Here is a 14398-nt window from a genome sequence, read left to right on the forward strand (position 1 = left end):
GGGGCGTCGGGGTCGCTCGTACCGGAGGAAGGGGGCATGGCACCTCATATTGCCCCGAAGGTGACGAAACTCCTGAATGCGACCCGAAGGTGGCGGAAAATCCGGTCGCGGTGCGGTGCTGTCCTTCGCTAGGGTCGTGCGCTTCGGCGCTTTTTCGGTGCGTTTCCATGCCTTCAGTGATCTTTCCGGCCCTCACGGGCTCTTACGGGATCCTCCCGGCTGTTACGGGATCTTTCGGTGCTTCACGGACTGGGGAGGAGAAGCCGCATGCTGCGGCTGTACGCGACGGTGGCCGCCGGAGGGTTCCGGCGCCACGCGACCTACCGGGTGGCGACGGCGGCGGGCGTGTTCACCAACACCGTCTTCGGACTCATCCTGTCGTACACCTACATCGCCCTCTGGGCCGAACGCCCGCAGCTCGGCGGCTACTCGGCGGACGACGCCCTCGCGTACGTCTGGATCGGACAGTCGCTGATCACGGTCTGCGGACTGATGGGCGGGGGCTTCGAGGACGAACTGATCGAGCGGATCAGGACCGGGGACATCGCCGTCGACCTGTACCGCCCCGCCGACCTCCAGGCCTGGTGGTTCTCGGCCGACCTGGGCAGGTCCGCCTACCAGCTGCTCGGCCGCGGGATCGTCCCGATGGCGGTCGGCTGGCTGGCCTTCCGCTTCACCCTGCCGGCCGGCCCCGGCTCGTGGCTCGCCTTCCTGGTGGCCGCCGCGCTCGGCTCCACCGTCGGGTTCGCGATCTGGTACCTGGTGGCGATGAGCGCGTTCTGGCTGCTCGACGGCCAGGGCGTGGTGCAGGCGGCCTGGCTGGGCGGCCTGTTCTTCTCCGGGATGCTGCTCCCGCTGAACGTCTTCCCCGGCGCGCTCGGCGAGGTCGCCCGGGCGCTGCCGTGGGCCTCGCTGCTCCAGGTGCCCGCCGACGTCTACCTGGGGACGTACCGGGGCTGGGGTCTGCTCGGGGCGTACGCCTTCCAGGCCGGCTGGGCCGTGGTGCTGCTCGGCGCGGGCCGGGCGGCGCAGGCGGCGGCGACCCGGAAGGTGGTGGTGCAGGGTGGATGAGGCCACACGCGTGCGCGTGCCGTCCGGCGGTGTGCCGGGCCCCGGCGGCGGTGCGCCGGGTCCGTCCGGCGTCCCGGACCCCGCTCCGACCGACGGGCCGGCCGGGGGCGCGGACGGTCCGGGCCGCGCCCGCGACCTGCCGGGCGAGTCCTGGCGGACGTACCGCATGGTCGCCGGCATGTGGATCCGCTCGACGATGACGTACCGCGCGTCCTTCGCGCTCACCCTGGTCAACAGCTTCTGCGCCACCTTCTTCGACTTCGTCGTGATCCTCCTGATGTTCGGTCAGGTCAAGGGCCTCGGCGGCTTCGCGTTCGCGGAGGTGGCCTTCCTCTACGGGACGACGAGCACGGCGTTCGGGATCGCGGACCTGACGATGGGCTCGCTCCAGCGGATGGGGAGGCGGGTCCGGGACGGCTCGCTCGACAGCTTCCTGATGCGGCCCGCGCCCCTACTGGCGCAGGTGGCGGCGGACAAGTTCGCGCTGCGCAGGTTCGGCCGGGTGGCGCAGGGGCTGATGGTCCTGGTGTGGAGCCTGTGCCTGCTGGACGTGGACTGGACGCCGGTGAAGCTGGTGCTGCTGCCGGTGACGGTGGTGTCGGGGGCGGTGATCTTCGGGGCGGTGATGGTGCTGGGGGCGTCGGCGCTGTTCTGGATGCAGGACGCGGCGGAGGTGACGAACTCCTTCACGTACGGCGGCAACACCCTCCTCCAGTACCCGCCGACGATCTTCGCGCAGGACCTGGTGCGGGGCGTCGTCTACGTCGTGCCGCTCGCCTTCGTGAACTGGCTGCCCGCGCTGTACGTGCTGGGCCGGCCGGCCCCGGCCGGGGTGCCGGAGTGGACGGCGTTCGCGTCACCGCTGGTGGCGGCGGTGTGCTGCGGGATCGCGGGGCTGGCGTGGCGGGCCGGGGTCCGCGCGTACCGATCGACAGGAAGCTGAGGGCAGGCCGTCATGGAACCGTTCACGAAACCGCTCGTGGAACCGGTCAGGGAACCGTTCATCGAGCTGGAGTCACTGGAGAAGGTCTTCACGGTCCGCCGCAGGGCGGGCCTCCTGCGCCGGGAGAAGAGGGAGGTCCGGGCGGTCGACGGCATCAGCTTCACCGTCGGGCGCGGGGAGATGGTCGGCTACATCGGCCCGAACGGGGCGGGGAAGTCGACCACGATCAAGATGCTGACGGGCATCCTCACCCCCAGCGGCGGCCGGCTGCGGGTCGCGGGCATCGACCCGTCGCGCGAGCGCACCCGGCTGGCGCGGCGGATAGGAGTGGTCTTCGGGCAGCGGACCACGCTCTGGTGGGACCTGCCGCTGCGGGACTCGTACCGCCTGATGCACCGGATGTACCGCATCCCCGACACCCGCTTCCGGGAGAACCTGGACCGCTGCGTGGATCTCCTGGAACTGGGCGAGCTGCTCGACGTGCCGGTACGGCAGCTCTCCCTCGGCCAGCGGATGCGCGGCGACATCGCGGCGGCGCTCCTCCACGACCCCGAGGTGCTCTACCTGGACGAGCCCACGATCGGCCTGGACGTCGTCTCCAAGACGAGGGTCCGGGAGTTCCTGCGCCACCTCAACACCACCCGGGGCACCACGGTCCTGCTGACCACCCACGACCTCACGGACATCGAGCAGCTCTGCTCACGGGTGATGGTGATCGACCACGGGCGGCTGATGTACGACGGAGGGCTGGCCGGCCTGCACGCCGTGGGGGAGAGCGAACGGCTCCTGGTGGTGGACCTGGAGCGCGAGCTGCCCCCGATCGAGGACGTGCCGGGCGCCCGCTTCGTCCGGGCGGAGGGCCCCCGCCAGTGGCTGGCCCTCCCGGCGGCCTCCTCGGCGGCACCGCTGGTGGCGGCGGTGGCCGCGCGGTATCCGCTGGTCGACCTCTCGGTGCGGGAGCCGGACATCGAGACGGTGATCGCGAAGATGTACGGGGGAACTCGGGACGAGCGCCGGGAGTCCCTGATGTAGGAGGTCGGGCCCATGGTGAGTTTTTCGTACACGGCGGCGGACGAGGAGAAGAGCAGAGGCGTCCGCCGCATGAAGACACTGGCGACGTCACTGCTGCTCTGCGTGGCCGTGATCTACGCCCTGGCGACCTGGGCGGAGAACGCGGGCTGGGGAGCCTGGACGGGGTACGTCGCGGCGGCGGCGGAGGCCGGCATGGTCGGCGCGCTGGCGGACTGGTTCGCGGTGACGGCGCTGTTCCGGCGGCCGCTCGGCCTGCCGATCCCGCACACCGCGATCATCCCGACGAAGAAGGACCAGCTCGGAGCGTCGCTGGGACAGTTCGTGGGCGAGAACTTCCTGTCGGCCGACGTCGTACGGGGCAGGCTGGCGGCCCTGGGGATCGGCCGGCGCCTCGGCACCTGGCTGGCGGACCCGGCGCACGCCGACCGGGTCACGGCGGAGGCGGCCACGGCGCTGCGGGGCGCGCTGACGGTCCTGCGGGACGCGGACGTCCAGGCGGTCGTCGGGGAGGCGATCACCCGGCGCGCCGAGTCGGCGGAGATCGCGCCGGGCCTGGGCAAGACGCTGGAGCGGGTCGTCGCGGACGGCGCCCACCATCGGGCGGTCGACCTGATCTGCACCCGGGGCCACGACTGGCTCGTCACCCACGGCGACTCGGTCATGGACGCCGTCCAGGGCGGGGCGCCGGGCTGGACGCCCCGGTTCGTCGACCGGCGGATCGGCGAGCGGGTCTACAAGGAGCTCCTCCGCTTCGTGACGGAGATGCGGGACACGCCGGGGCACCCGGCGCGCGGCGCGATCGACCGCTTCCTCACCGACTTCGCGGCCGACCTCCAGGCGGACACGGACACCCGGGCCCGGGTCGAGCGCCTCAAGACGGACCTCCTGGCCCGCCCGGAGGTCCAGGACGTCATCGCGTCGGCCTGGTCCTCCGTCCGCAACCTGATCATCGCGGCGGCCGAGGACGACCACAGCCAGCTCCGCCTGCGCGCCCGCGCGTCCCTGATCTCCCTGGGCAACCGCCTGGCGACGGACACCCGCCTCCAGCAGAAGGTGGAGGGCTGGGCGGAGGACGCGGCGGCGTACGTGGTGACGACGTACCGGGGCGAGATCACGTCCCTGATCACGGACACGGTGGCCGGCTGGGACGCCACCCAGACCTCGAAGAAGATCGAGGCGAACATCGGCCGCGACCTCCAGTTCATCCGCATCAACGGCACGGTGGTGGGCGCACTGGCGGGACTGCTGATCTACACGGTGAGCCACGGGGTGGGGGGCTGAGGGAGAGGGGCCACGGCCCGGCGGGGGCCGGGGAACGACTGCTGCCGGCAGCGCCCGCGTGGTCTGGCCGGGGGTGGGCGCCGCCCGCCATGTCGAGATGGGGGCGGGCGTCGTCCGCCGGCTCGGGGCCGGTGCGGGCGCCGGGCCGTGGCCCCTCATCTGCCGGCAGCAGTCGTGCCCCGGCCCCCGCGGTCACCAGTGCCGCCGCGCCGAGGACCGCGTACGCCAGTCGCCAGTCCGCCAGGCTCAACGCGCCCGCGAGGAGCGGCCCCAGCGCGATGCCCGCGCTGACGGACGCGCCCCAGATCCCCGTGGCCCGGATCCGGTCGCGGCCCGCCGGGTACGCGGCGGCCAGCAGGCCCAGGCTCCCGGCGAGGACCACCGCGCTCGCCGCGCCCTGGGCGATCCGGGCCGCGGTGAAGGCGGCCGTGGAGCCGGCGAGCGCACCGAGGGCGGTGGTCAGGCCGAGGCCCAGGGTGCCGAGGAGGAAGACCCGGCGGCGGCCGTGCGCGTCGGCGAGGCTGCCGGCGACCAGGAGGAGGACGGCGAGGCCCAGCGGGGTGCCGTTGAGCAGCCACGCCCGGGCGGAGGCCGGGGTGCCGAACGCGGCGGCCGTCTCGGGGAGGGTGAGCATCGGGGCCGTGTAGTTCATCAGCGCGACGGCGGTCGCCGCGGCGGTGACGGCGAGCGCGGCCCGGGGCCGGGTCGAGGCGCGGGGCGGGGCGGCGGCGTGCGCGGTGGACGCGAGCGGGGTCATGGCGGGAGCCTTTCCACCCGTTGGTTCGGTGATTGAACTCTGGTTCTCCGACGGTACCAGGTGAGTTCATTCAATGAACCTTCATGGGGTACGATGGACCGCATGGCTCTCGGCAAGGACTACGCCCACCAGCAGTGCTCCATCGCCCGCGCGCTCGAAGTCATCGGTGAGCGCTGGACCCTGCTCGTGGTGCGCGACGCCTTCTACGGCGTGCGCCGCTACAACGACTTCCTCGTCCACCTCGGCGCGCCCCGCGCCGTCCTCGCCGCCCGCCTCCAGGCCCTCGTCGAGGCCGGCGTCCTCGAACGGCGGCGCTATCAGGAGTCGCCCCCGCGCGACGAGTACGTCCTCACCGACCGCGGCCTCGCGCTCTGGCCCGTCCTGCGCTCGCTCGGCGCCTGGGGGCGGGGCGAGGCGCCCGGAGGCGTGGCCGTCCGCCACTTCCACCACGCCGACTGCGGCACCGAACTCGGCCCGTACGGCGAGTGCCCCGCCTGCCGCCTCCCCGTGCCGCCCGCCGACGTCGAGATGAGGCCGGGCGCCGCGCTCGACCGCGACCCCGCCGACCCGGTCAGCCGCGCCCTCGTCGCGCCCCGCCGCCTCCTCGTCCCCCTGGACCACCCGAAGGACTGAGACTCTCCCCCTGGATCACCCGTACGACTGAAGACTTCCCTCCGATCTTCCGGGCCGGGAACTCCGGGACCGCCCCGCACGTCCTCCCGGTGGGAATGCCGTGCGAGACCCGTGGAAGGGGGTGGCGGAATGACGACCGGGACCATCGTCCTGCGCGTCCTCGCGCCGCTGTTCTTCCTCCTCGCCCTCGCCGATCTGCTCCTCGCCGACGGCGGTGGCGTCCCCGCCGCCGTCGCGCTCGCCGCGACCACCGTCGTCTGCGCCCTGTTCGGAGCCCGTACGGCCCCGGCCGTGCCGCCCACCGCCGTGCGCACCGCCATCCGCGACCGCGAGCGGCGCACCGCCTTCCTGCCCCAGCGCGACCCCGACGCCGCGGGGCGCCGCAGACCCCGCGCTCCCGGCCGTCCCCTCCCGACGGCCGCGTAGGGAGCTCCCGCACCACCCCCGGGGAGCGCGCACCGCACGGGGCGCGCGCCCCGCTCCGGACACCCCTCATCCCTCACGCGGATCCGTCATGCCGAGAACCGACTTCTCCCCGGCACGACGAGACCCCACGGAGGGCTCCCCATGTCCGACATCCTTTCCGTCTTCGGTTTCCTGGTCGAGCGGCTCGCCGACCTGCTCCAGCCGCTCTTCGCCACCACCGCCACGGCCGCCGCGATCGTCCTCTTCACCCTGCTCGTGCGGCTCGCGGTCCACCCGCTGTCCCGGGCCTCGGCGCGCGGGCAGAAGGCGCGCACCCGGATCGCCCCGGAGCTCGCCGCGCTCCGCAAGAAGCACGCCAAGAACCCCGAGAAGCTCCGGAAGGCGATCACGGAGCTGCACGCGCGGGAGAAGGTCTCGCCGTTCGCCGGGATCCTGCCCAGCCTGCTCCAGGCCCCCGCGTTCCTGCTGATGTACCACCTGTTCGCAGGCGACCGGATGGCCGGACACACCCTGCTCGCCGCCCCGCTCGGCGACCACTGGGCCGACGCGCTCGCCCACGGCGGCCCCTTCGGTCCGGCCGGCCGGGTCTACCTGGTCCTGTTCGCGCTCGTCGCCGCCGTCGCCACGTACACGTACCGGCGCACGAAGGCGCAGCTCGCCTCCCAGCCGCTGGACCTCGGGCAGCCCACCCCGGGCGCGGGCGCCATCGCCCGGGTGATGCCGCTGCTCTCCTTCGCCACCCTGATCACGGTCGCCGTCGTCCCGCTCGCCGCCGCGCTCTACGTGGTCACGAGCACCACCTGGACCGCCGTGGAACGGACCCTGCTCTTCCGCGAGCGCGGCGAGAAGGAGGGGCCCGTTCCGCTTGCTACTCGCGCGTAAGGGTCCAATGGCTGAACGGGGTCTTGCAGAGTGACCCGTTCTCTTGGAGGATCGACCAATCCTCCGATGGCCGCACTCCATCGGCCGGGGTACCTCAGGGCCCTTTCCCGGGCCCGCCTCGACCACAGGGAGAAGTCCATGAAGCTGCTGCGAGTCGGTCCGCCGGGAGCCGAGCGTCCCGCCCTGCTCGACCAGGACGGGACGCTCCGCGACCTGTCCGCGCTGGTCGACGACATCGACGGCAGTCTGCTCGCCGACGCGTCCACCCTCGACCGGGTACGGGCCGCCGCCGGTGCCGGCGTGCTGCCCGCGCTCGACGCGACCGGGCTGCGCGTCGGTCCGCCCGTCGGCCGGATCGGCAAGGTCGTGTGCATCGGGCTGAACTACCACGGACACGCCGCCGAGACCGGGCAGGCCACCCCCGCCGAGCCCGTCGTCTTCCTCAAGGCCGCCGACACCGTCGTCGGCCCCGACGACACCGTGCTCGTCCCGCGCGGCTCGGTGAAGACCGACTGGGAGGTGGAGCTCGCGATCGTCATCGGCCGCACCGCCCGCTACCTGGAGACCGACGAGGAGGCCCTCGCGCACGTCGCCGGCTACGCCGTCGCCCACGACGTCTCCGAGCGCGAGTTCCAGATCGAGCGGGGCGGCACCTGGGACAAGGGCAAGAACTGCGAGACCTTCAACCCGTTCGGCCCCTGGCTCGTCACCGCGGACGAGGTGCCGGACCCGCAGGCACTCGGCCTGCGCCTCTGGGTCAACGGCGAGCTCAAGCAGGACGGTCACACCTCGGACCAGATCTTCCCCGTCGCCGAGGTCGTCCGGTACGTCAGCCGGTTCATGACGCTCTACCCGGGCGACGTGATCAACACCGGCACCCCCGCCGGCGTCGCCATGGGACAGCCGGAGCCCAAGCCGTACCTGCGCCCCGGGGACGTCGTCGAGCTGGAGGTCGAGGGACTGGGCCGCCAGCGGCAGGAGCTCAAGAGCGCCTGAGCCGGACTCGGTGGCCGGCCCCGTTCTCGAACGCCGGTCGGCCGCCGTGCCCGTACGGGCGTCCGGCGGCCGTCAGCCCGGCGTCCGCGCGCTCAGTCGGAGCCGGAGCCGGAGCCGGAGCCGGACCCGAGGACCGGGGCGTACGAGGTCAGGAGGCGTTCCAGGGCCTCGACGACCATCGCGTGGTCCTCCAGCTGCGGGAGTCCCGAGACCGTGACCGAGCCGATCACTCCCGCGCCCTCGACGGCGAGCGGGAACGCGCCGCCGTGCGCCGCGTACCGGTCCGGGTCGAGGCGCGAGGACGCCTCGAAGGTCGTCCCCTTGGCCCGGAACCGGGCGCCGACCAACAGCGAGCTCACGCCGTACCGCTCGACCACCCGCCGCTTGCGGTCGATCCACGCGTCGTTGTCCGCGCTCGACCCCGGCAGCGCGCAGTGGAACAGTTGCTGCGGCCCGCGCCGGATGTCGACCGCCACCGGCGCCCCGCGCTCGCGCGCCATGCCGACGAGCAGTCCGCCGAGCGTCCAGGCGTCCTCGTACGTGAAGCGGGGAAGGACCAGCCGGGCCTCCTGGGCCTCCAGTTCGACGACCTCTTCGATGAGCTCTTCGACGACCTCTTCGATGATCTCGGAGCCGCTCACAGCGCCACCGTGATCCCCTCGCGGGCGGACCGCCTCGCCGCCTCCAGGACGTCGAGCGCGGCCGCGGCCTGGTGTGCCGTCACCGGGTTCTCGCCGGTGCCGCGCAGGGCGGCGGCGACGGCCGCGTAGTACGCGGGGTAGTCACCCGGCAGCGACTCGACCGGGGTGCCGCCGCCGGTCAGCGGTGACTCGCCGGCGCCGAGCCGGCCCCACAGCTCCTCCTGCTCCACGCCCCACGCCGTGCCCGGCCCCGGCCGCAGCCCCTCGCGGAGGGCCGCCTCCTGCGGGTCGAGCCCGTACTTCACGAAGCCCGCGCGCTGCCCGAGCACCCGGAAACGCGGGCCGAGCTGGGCGGTCGTGGCACTCACGTACAGGTGCGAACGGACGCCGTTCGCGTGGGTGAGTGCGAGGAAGGTGTCGTCGTCGGCCTCGGCGCCCGGCCGGCGGACGTCCGACTCGGCGTACACGGAGACCACCGGGCCGAACAGGACGAGGGCCTGGTCGACGACGTGGCTGCCCAGGTCGTAGAGCAGGCCGCCGATCTCGTCCGGCGCGCCGGACTCGCGCCAGCCGCCCTTCGGCCGCGGGCGCCACCGCTCGAACCGGGACTCGAAGCGCTGGACCTCGCCGAGCGCGCCCTCGTCGATGAGGTGGCGCAGGGTGCGGAAGTCGCTGTCCCAGCGGCGGTTCTGGAAGACGGAGAGCAGCAGGCCCCGCTCCTCGGCGAGGGTCGCGAGGGCGCGGGCCTCGGCGGCGGTCCCGGCCAGCGGCTTGTCGACGACCACCGGCAGGCCCGCCTCCAGGGCGGCGGTGGCGATCGCGACGTGCGTCTTGTTCGGGGAGGCGACGACGACCAGATCGAGCTCGTCCGCCGCTCCGTCCGCCCACAGCTCCTCGGGGGTGGCGAGGACCCGGACGCCCGGGTGGGCGGCGCGGACCTCGGCGGCCCGCTCGGGGTTGCCGGTGGTGACGGCGGCGAGGTCGAGGTCCTCGGACGCGGAGATCAGCGGAGCGTGGAAGACGGAACCCGCGAGGCCGTAGCCGACGAGGCCGACGCGGAGGGGGGTGCGGGGGGTGCCAGTCATGTCCCTCACTTAAGCAACGGTGTTGCCAAAGTGCAAGCGACGGGGACAATGGGCAGGTGGAGACGGACCTGATCGGAGTGGTGCAGTGAACGTGCCGGCCCTGCGCAGCCCCAACGCGGCGCTCGTCCTCGACCTGCTGCGCACGGCGGGCGAGGACGGGATCAGCCGCCTGGAGCTCGCCGAACGGACCGCGCTCACCCCACAGGCCGTCAGCAAGATCACGGCGCGGCTGCGGTCCGAGGGCCTCGCCACGGAGGCCGGCCACCGCGCCTCGACCGGCGGCAAACCCCGCACGGTCCTGCGGCTCGTCCCCACCGCCGGGTACGCCGTCGGCGTCCACCTCGACCGCGACGAGCTGACCACCCTCCTCACCGACCTCGCGGGCACGGTCGCCGGGCGGCGCACCCGCGCGCTGGACCTGGGGGAGGGCGCGGGTGCGCCGCCCGGCGACCGTGCCCGCGAGGTCGGTGAGGGAGGGCGCGGGTGCGCCGCCCGGCGACCGTGCCCGCGAGGTCGGTGAGGCCACCGCGACCCCCCGCCCGCAGGGCACCGCCACCCAGAACCCGGACGACCTCGTGCTCGCCGGCCCGGACGACGAACTCGCCAGTACCGGACGGGAGTCGGAGAGGAGGGCCGCGCTCGGCGGCGGGCTCGCGGCCGGCCTGGTCGTCCTCGGCGTCGTCCTCGTCCGCGCCGCCCGCCGCCGCCGGCACCGGTGAGACATGCCGCGTACACCTTCCCGTTCATCCCCGTCTGCGACCATCCCCCGGTGAACTACCCGAACACCCCCGGCACCCCGGGCGCCCCCGTGAACTCCGGCATCCCGGAGCACGGCCGCGTGCCCAAGTACTACGCCGTCAAGGCCAAACTCGCCCTGATGGTCGACGAGTTGGGGGAGGGTGGGCTGCTGCCCACCGAGCGCGACCTCGCCGTCCGCTACGAGGTGTCCCGCGAGACCGTCCGGCAGGCGCTGCGCGAACTCCTCCTGGAGGGACGGGTGCGCCGCCAGGGCCGGGGCACGGTCGTCGCGGGCCCCAAGCTCGAACAGCCCCTGTCGCTCGCGAGCTACACGGAGGGCGTCCGCCGGCAGGGCCGCCGCCCCGGCCGCAGCCTGATCTCGCTCGACCGGTTCCCCTGCCCGGAGGCGCTGGCCCCCGAGGTCGGGGCCGAACGCGGCGCCCCCGTGTGGCACATGGAGCGCGTGCTGCTCGCCGACGACGAGCGCGTCGGCCTGGAGAGCACGTACGTCTCCGAGGCCCGCGCCCCGCACCTGGACACCGAGTTCGACCCGGACTCCTCCTTCTACGCCTACCTCCACGACCGCCTCGGCATCTCCTTCGGCGACGCCGACGAGCGCATCGAGACGGTGCTGGCCACCCCGCGCGAGGCCCTGCTCGTCGGCACCCCGCCGGCGCTGCCGATGCTGCTGCTCCACCGCGTCTCGCGGGACACCGCGGGCCGCCCCCTGGAGCGGGTCCGCACCCTCTACCGGGGCGACCGGTTCAGCTTCACCGCCCACCTGGGGCAGCGCGGCTGATCCTCCGCAGCGCCGCCGGTCCGCCGAAACACCGCGGATCATCGCCGTGAACCGGCTCCTTTTTATCTCAGAACGATAACGGGTCTGGTCCAAGCTTGGCGGGCCGTTCACGGTCCCGTCGCCCACCGGCCCCGTCCGGGCCACCCGGCCCCAGGACCGTCGACGGCATGAAGGTGATCGTCGTAGGAGCCGGCGTGGTGGGAACCATGCACGCCTGGCACGCAGTGGAACGCGGCCACGAGGTCGTACACATCGAGCGCGAGGCCGAGGCGCGCGGAGCGTCCCTCCGGAACTTCGGCCAGATCTGGGTGAGCGGACGGGCGGGCGGAGAGGAGCTGGACACCGCCCTGCGCGCCCGGGAGCTCTGGGAGGCGATCGGCGCCCGCGTCCCCGGCCTGGGCTTCCGGGCCATCGGCTCGCTCACCCCCGTGCGCAACGCGCTGGAACTCGCCGTCGCCGAGGCCGCCGTGGCCCGCCCCGACGCCGCCGCCCGCGGCTACAAGCTGCTGACGGCCGACGAGGCCCGGGCCGTCAACCCGGCCCTGCGGGGCACGTTCGAGGCGGCCCTCTGGTGCGAGCGGGACGCCGCCGTCGAGCCCCGCCCCGCACAGCTCGCGCTCCGCGAGGCCCTCCTCGCCACCGGGAGGTACACCTTCCTGCCGAACCGCGAGGTCCGTGACGTCGTCGGTGAGGACGCCGTCCGCGACGACCGCGGTGAGGTGCACCGCGGCGACGCCGTCGTCCTGTGCACCGGCGCCGCGCTCTCCGGGCTCGTCCGCGAGGTCGCCGGCGAGATCCCCGTCCGCCGGGTGCGGCTCCAGATGATGCAGACCGACCCCCTCGGCGAGGCGCTGACCACCTCCGTTGCCGACGCCGACTCCTTCCGCTACTACCCGGCCTACGCCTCCGGGGCCCTGGACTCCCTCCAGGCCGCGCAGCCGCAGGACCCGACCGCCGCCGCCCACAGGATGCAGCTCCTCATGGTGCAGCGCCTGGACGGCGGGCTGACCATCGGCGACACCCACGAGTACGAGCACCCCTTCGCCTTCGACACCCTCGAAGACCCCTACGAGCACCTCACCCGCGTCGTCGAGTCCTTCCTCGGCCGCCCGCTGCCGAGGATCAGGCGGCGCTGGGCCGGGGTGTACGCGCAGTGCGTCGACACCGGCCGGGTCGTCCACCGCCAGCGGGTCCGCGACGGGGTGTGGCTGGTGACCGGACCCGGCGGCCGGGGCATGACCTGCTCGCCCGCCATCGGCGAGACGACCGCGAACGAACTGGGCTGGTGAACCGCATGAGCACCCACACGATGAACCTCGTCGTCCTCGACATGGCCGGCACCACCGTCGCCGACGGCGGACTCGTCGAGCAGGCCTTCACGGCCGCCGCCGAGCGCCTCGGCGAGGACCCCGCCACGATGATCGACTACGTCCGCGCCACGATGGGCGAGTCCAAGATCTCCGTCTTCCGCCACCTCTTCGGCGGCGACGAGACCCGCGCCCAGGAGGCCAACCTCGCCTTCGAGACGGCCTACGGCGAGCTGGTCTCCGGCGGCAGGATCGCCCCGATACCCGGCGCCGCCGAGGCCATCGCCGAACTGAGGGACCAGGGCCGCCGGGTGGTCCTCACCACCGGCTTCGCCCGGGTCACCCAGGACGCCATCCTCGACGCGCTCGGCTGGCGGGACCTGGTGGAGCTGACCCTCTGCCCGGCGGACGCCGGCGGCCGCGGCCGCCCCCACCCGGACATGGTCCTCGCCGCGTTCCTCCGTACCGGAGCCGTCGACGACGTCCGCCGACTCGTGGTCGCGGGGGACACCTCGTACGACATGCTCAGCGGCGTCCGGGCCGGTGCCGGGATCGTCGCGGGCGTCCTGACGGGCGCGCACGGCGAGGCGGCGCTCCGGGAGCACGGCGCGACGCACGTCCTGGACTCGATCGCCGGACTCCCCGCGCTGATGGAGGAGTCGGAGGCATGACCAGCGGCATCCGCTTCGACGCCGTGTCCGTCGCCTACGGCGGCACCACCGTCCTCGACCGGCTCGACCTGACCGTCGAGCCCGGCGAGGTCATGGCCCTCCTCGGGCCCTCGGGCTCCGGCAAGACCACCGCGCTGCGGACCGTCGCCGGGTTCGTCCGGCCGGCCTCCGGGCGGGTGTTCCTCGGCGACCGTGACGTCACAGGCCTCCCGCCGTACCAGCGGGGCATCGGCATGGTCGTCCAGCAGTACGCCCTCTTCCCGCACCTGCGGGTCGCGGCCAACGTCGCCTTCGGCCTGAAGGCGCGCAAGACGCCCAAGGCCGAGATCCCCGGCCGGGTCGCCGAGGCCCTGGAGATGACCGGCATGGCGGCCTACGCCCACCGGTACCCGCGGGAGCTCTCCGGCGGCCAGCAGCAGCGCGTCGCGATCGCCCGCGCGCTCGCCATCCGGCCCCGGGTCCTCCTCCTCGACGAGCCGCTCTCCGCGCTGGACGCGCAGCTGCGCTCCGGGATGCTGGCCGAGCTGGCCCGCCTCCACCGCGAACTGCCCGACGTGTCGATCCTGTACGTCACCCACGACCAGGTCGAGGCGCTGACCCTCGCGGACCGCATCGCCGTCATGGACCGGGCCCGGCTCCAGGACTGCGGCACCCCGCAGGAGCTCTACCGCAGACCGCGGACGGAGTTCACGGCCTCGTTCGTGGGCAACGCCAACCTGCTGCCGGTGACGGTCGCCGCGGACGGCGTCGTCCTGGCCGGGACGCGGCTCGAAGTCCCGGTCGCGGGTGCGGCCGCCGGGTCGGCGGCCACGCTCTGCGTACGCCCCCACCTGGTCGGCCTCGGCGAGGGCCCGAACCCGCTCCGGGGCCGGCTCGCCGAGGTCCAGTGGCGCGGCTCCACCCACCGCCTCCTCGTCGAGGTCGGCGGCCACCGCGTCACGGCGGACGTACGCGAGCTGCGGGAGACGCCGGTCCTCGGCACCGAGGTGACGCTGCACTTCGCGCCCGAGGACGCGGTGCTGCTCGCCGCGGGGGTGACCGACGGCCACGCCGCGGGGGTGGCCGATGAACGCTAGGACCCCGGGCCGCACCGAGGGCCAGCCGCCGACCGGCGCCACCCCAGGACTCCCGACCAC

General features: G+C 73.9%; 15 protein-coding genes and 2 pseudogenes. 14 read left to right on the top strand and 3 right to left on the bottom strand.

The window, feature by feature from the left end; genetic code table 11:
- Positions 1-270: 270 nt before the first annotated feature.
- Genes EAO70_RS18305 through EAO70_RS18320 form a run of 4 tightly spaced genes read left to right on the top strand, consistent with a single transcriptional unit; the run spans position 271 to position 4327 of the window.
- Complete coding sequence (locus EAO70_RS18305; protein WP_187284026.1) at positions 271-1071, top strand: ABC transporter permease; 801 nt, start codon at positions 271-273, stop codon at positions 1069-1071.
- Positions 1064-2014, top strand: coding sequence for an ABC transporter permease (locus EAO70_RS18310; protein ID WP_410091294.1), 951 nt, complete (start codon positions 1064-1066; stop codon positions 2012-2014). The genes EAO70_RS18305 and EAO70_RS18310 overlap by 8 nt, the downstream gene beginning before the upstream one ends.
- Positions 2015-2026: 12 nt before the next feature.
- Complete coding sequence (locus EAO70_RS18315; RefSeq protein WP_148004002.1) at positions 2027-3046, top strand: ATP-binding cassette domain-containing protein; 1020 nt, start codon at positions 2027-2029, stop codon at positions 3044-3046.
- 12 nt (positions 3047-3058) lie between these two features.
- Positions 3059-4327, top strand: a complete 1269-nt coding sequence (locus EAO70_RS18320) for a DUF445 domain-containing protein (protein WP_148004003.1) — start codon at positions 3059-3061, stop codon at positions 4325-4327.
- 46 nt (positions 4328-4373) lie between these two features.
- On the opposite strand, the pseudogene EAO70_RS18325 reads toward EAO70_RS18320, so the two are convergent.
- Positions 4374-5084 (bottom strand): annotated as a pseudogene (locus EAO70_RS18325) (MFS transporter); the annotation flags it as partial.
- A gap of 93 nt (positions 5085-5177) precedes the next feature.
- Between EAO70_RS18325 and EAO70_RS18330 the strand changes: the two are divergent.
- From EAO70_RS18330 to EAO70_RS18345, 4 genes are all read left to right on the top strand, one after another.
- Positions 5178-5717 (top strand): winged helix-turn-helix transcriptional regulator, encoded by a 540-nt coding sequence (locus EAO70_RS18330; protein ID WP_148004004.1) that lies wholly within the window; start codon positions 5178-5180, stop codon positions 5715-5717.
- A 129-nt stretch (positions 5718-5846) separates the two neighbouring features.
- Positions 5847-6143: a DUF6412 domain-containing protein gene (locus EAO70_RS18335; protein WP_148004005.1), complete on the top strand. Its 297-nt coding sequence runs from the start codon at positions 5847-5849 to the stop codon at positions 6141-6143.
- Positions 6144-6284: 141 nt separating this feature from the next.
- Positions 6285-7025 carry a YidC/Oxa1 family membrane protein insertase gene (locus EAO70_RS18340; RefSeq protein WP_148004006.1) on the top strand — a complete coding sequence of 247 codons (741 nt, stop codon included), beginning with the start codon at positions 6285-6287 and terminating at the stop codon, positions 7023-7025.
- A gap of 138 nt (positions 7026-7163) precedes the next feature.
- Complete coding sequence (locus EAO70_RS18345; RefSeq protein ID WP_148004007.1) at positions 7164-8021, top strand: fumarylacetoacetate hydrolase family protein; 858 nt, start codon at positions 7164-7166, stop codon at positions 8019-8021.
- Between the two features lie 92 nt (positions 8022-8113).
- Here the strand turns inward: EAO70_RS18345 and EAO70_RS18350 are convergent, their stop codons facing one another.
- Positions 8114-8662 (bottom strand): heme-degrading domain-containing protein, encoded by a 549-nt coding sequence (locus EAO70_RS18350; protein WP_410091295.1) that lies wholly within the window; start codon positions 8660-8662, stop codon positions 8114-8116.
- On the bottom strand, positions 8659-9747 hold the full coding sequence (locus EAO70_RS18355; RefSeq protein ID WP_148004008.1) for a Gfo/Idh/MocA family oxidoreductase: 1089 nt from the start codon (positions 9745-9747) through the stop codon (positions 8659-8661). Before EAO70_RS18355 ends, EAO70_RS18350 begins: the two co-directional genes overlap by 4 nt.
- A gap of 85 nt (positions 9748-9832) precedes the next feature.
- On the opposite strand from EAO70_RS18355, the pseudogene EAO70_RS18360 reads away from it, so the two are divergent.
- The 6 genes and pseudogenes from EAO70_RS18360 to EAO70_RS18380 form a co-directional block, all read left to right on the top strand.
- Positions 9833-10213, top strand: a pseudogene (locus EAO70_RS18360) (winged helix-turn-helix transcriptional regulator); the annotation flags it as partial.
- Between the two features lies 1 nt (position 10214).
- Positions 10215-10466 (top strand): hypothetical protein, encoded by a 252-nt coding sequence (locus EAO70_RS38005; protein ID WP_187283939.1) that lies wholly within the window; start codon positions 10215-10217, stop codon positions 10464-10466.
- 50 nt (positions 10467-10516) lie between these two features.
- Positions 10517-11284 carry a GntR family transcriptional regulator gene (locus EAO70_RS18365; RefSeq protein ID WP_148004009.1) on the top strand — a complete coding sequence of 256 codons (768 nt, stop codon included), beginning with the start codon at positions 10517-10519 and terminating at the stop codon, positions 11282-11284.
- Between the two features lie 167 nt (positions 11285-11451).
- Complete coding sequence (locus EAO70_RS18370; RefSeq protein WP_148004010.1) at positions 11452-12573, top strand: TIGR03364 family FAD-dependent oxidoreductase; 1122 nt, start codon at positions 11452-11454, stop codon at positions 12571-12573.
- Positions 12574-12578: 5 nt separating this feature from the next.
- Entirely contained in the window at positions 12579-13262 is a 684-nt protein-coding gene (locus tag EAO70_RS18375; RefSeq protein WP_148004011.1) for a phosphonatase-like hydrolase, read from the top strand.
- Positions 13259-14338, top strand: a complete 1080-nt coding sequence (locus EAO70_RS18380; RefSeq protein ID WP_148004012.1) for an ABC transporter ATP-binding protein — start codon at positions 13259-13261, stop codon at positions 14336-14338. The genes EAO70_RS18375 and EAO70_RS18380 overlap by 4 nt, the downstream gene beginning before the upstream one ends.
- Positions 14339-14398: the final 60 nt, after the last annotated feature.

The sequence above is a fragment of the Streptomyces sp. adm13(2018) genome (assembly GCF_008042145.1).
Taxonomy (GTDB): Bacteria; Actinomycetota; Actinomycetes; order Streptomycetales; family Streptomycetaceae; genus Streptomyces.

Excerpts from the sequence above, each read along its gene's own strand:
- EAO70_RS18315 (WP_148004002.1), top strand. The coding sequence starts at position 2,027 with ATGGAACCGTTCACGAAACCGCTCGTGGAACCGGTCAGGGAACCGTTC.
- EAO70_RS18320 (WP_148004003.1), top strand. The coding sequence starts at position 3,059 with ATGGTGAGTTTTTCGTACACGGCGGCGGACGAGGAGAAGAGCAGAGGC.
- EAO70_RS18330 (WP_148004004.1), top strand. The coding sequence starts at position 5,178 with ATGGACCGCATGGCTCTCGGCAAGGACTACGCCCACCAGCAGTGCTCC.
- EAO70_RS18335 (WP_148004005.1), top strand. The coding sequence starts at position 5,847 with ATGACGACCGGGACCATCGTCCTGCGCGTCCTCGCGCCGCTGTTCTTC.
- EAO70_RS18340 (WP_148004006.1), top strand. The coding sequence starts at position 6,285 with ATGTCCGACATCCTTTCCGTCTTCGGTTTCCTGGTCGAGCGGCTCGCC.
- EAO70_RS18345 (WP_148004007.1), top strand. The coding sequence starts at position 7,164 with ATGAAGCTGCTGCGAGTCGGTCCGCCGGGAGCCGAGCGTCCCGCCCTG.
- EAO70_RS18355 (WP_148004008.1), bottom strand. The coding sequence starts at position 9,747 with ATGACTGGCACCCCCCGCACCCCCCTCCGCGTCGGCCTCGTCGGCTAC.
- EAO70_RS18370 (WP_148004010.1), top strand. The coding sequence starts at position 11,452 with ATGAAGGTGATCGTCGTAGGAGCCGGCGTGGTGGGAACCATGCACGCC.
- EAO70_RS18375 (WP_148004011.1), top strand. The coding sequence starts at position 12,579 with ATGAGCACCCACACGATGAACCTCGTCGTCCTCGACATGGCCGGCACC.
- EAO70_RS18380 (WP_148004012.1), top strand. The coding sequence starts at position 13,259 with ATGACCAGCGGCATCCGCTTCGACGCCGTGTCCGTCGCCTACGGCGGC.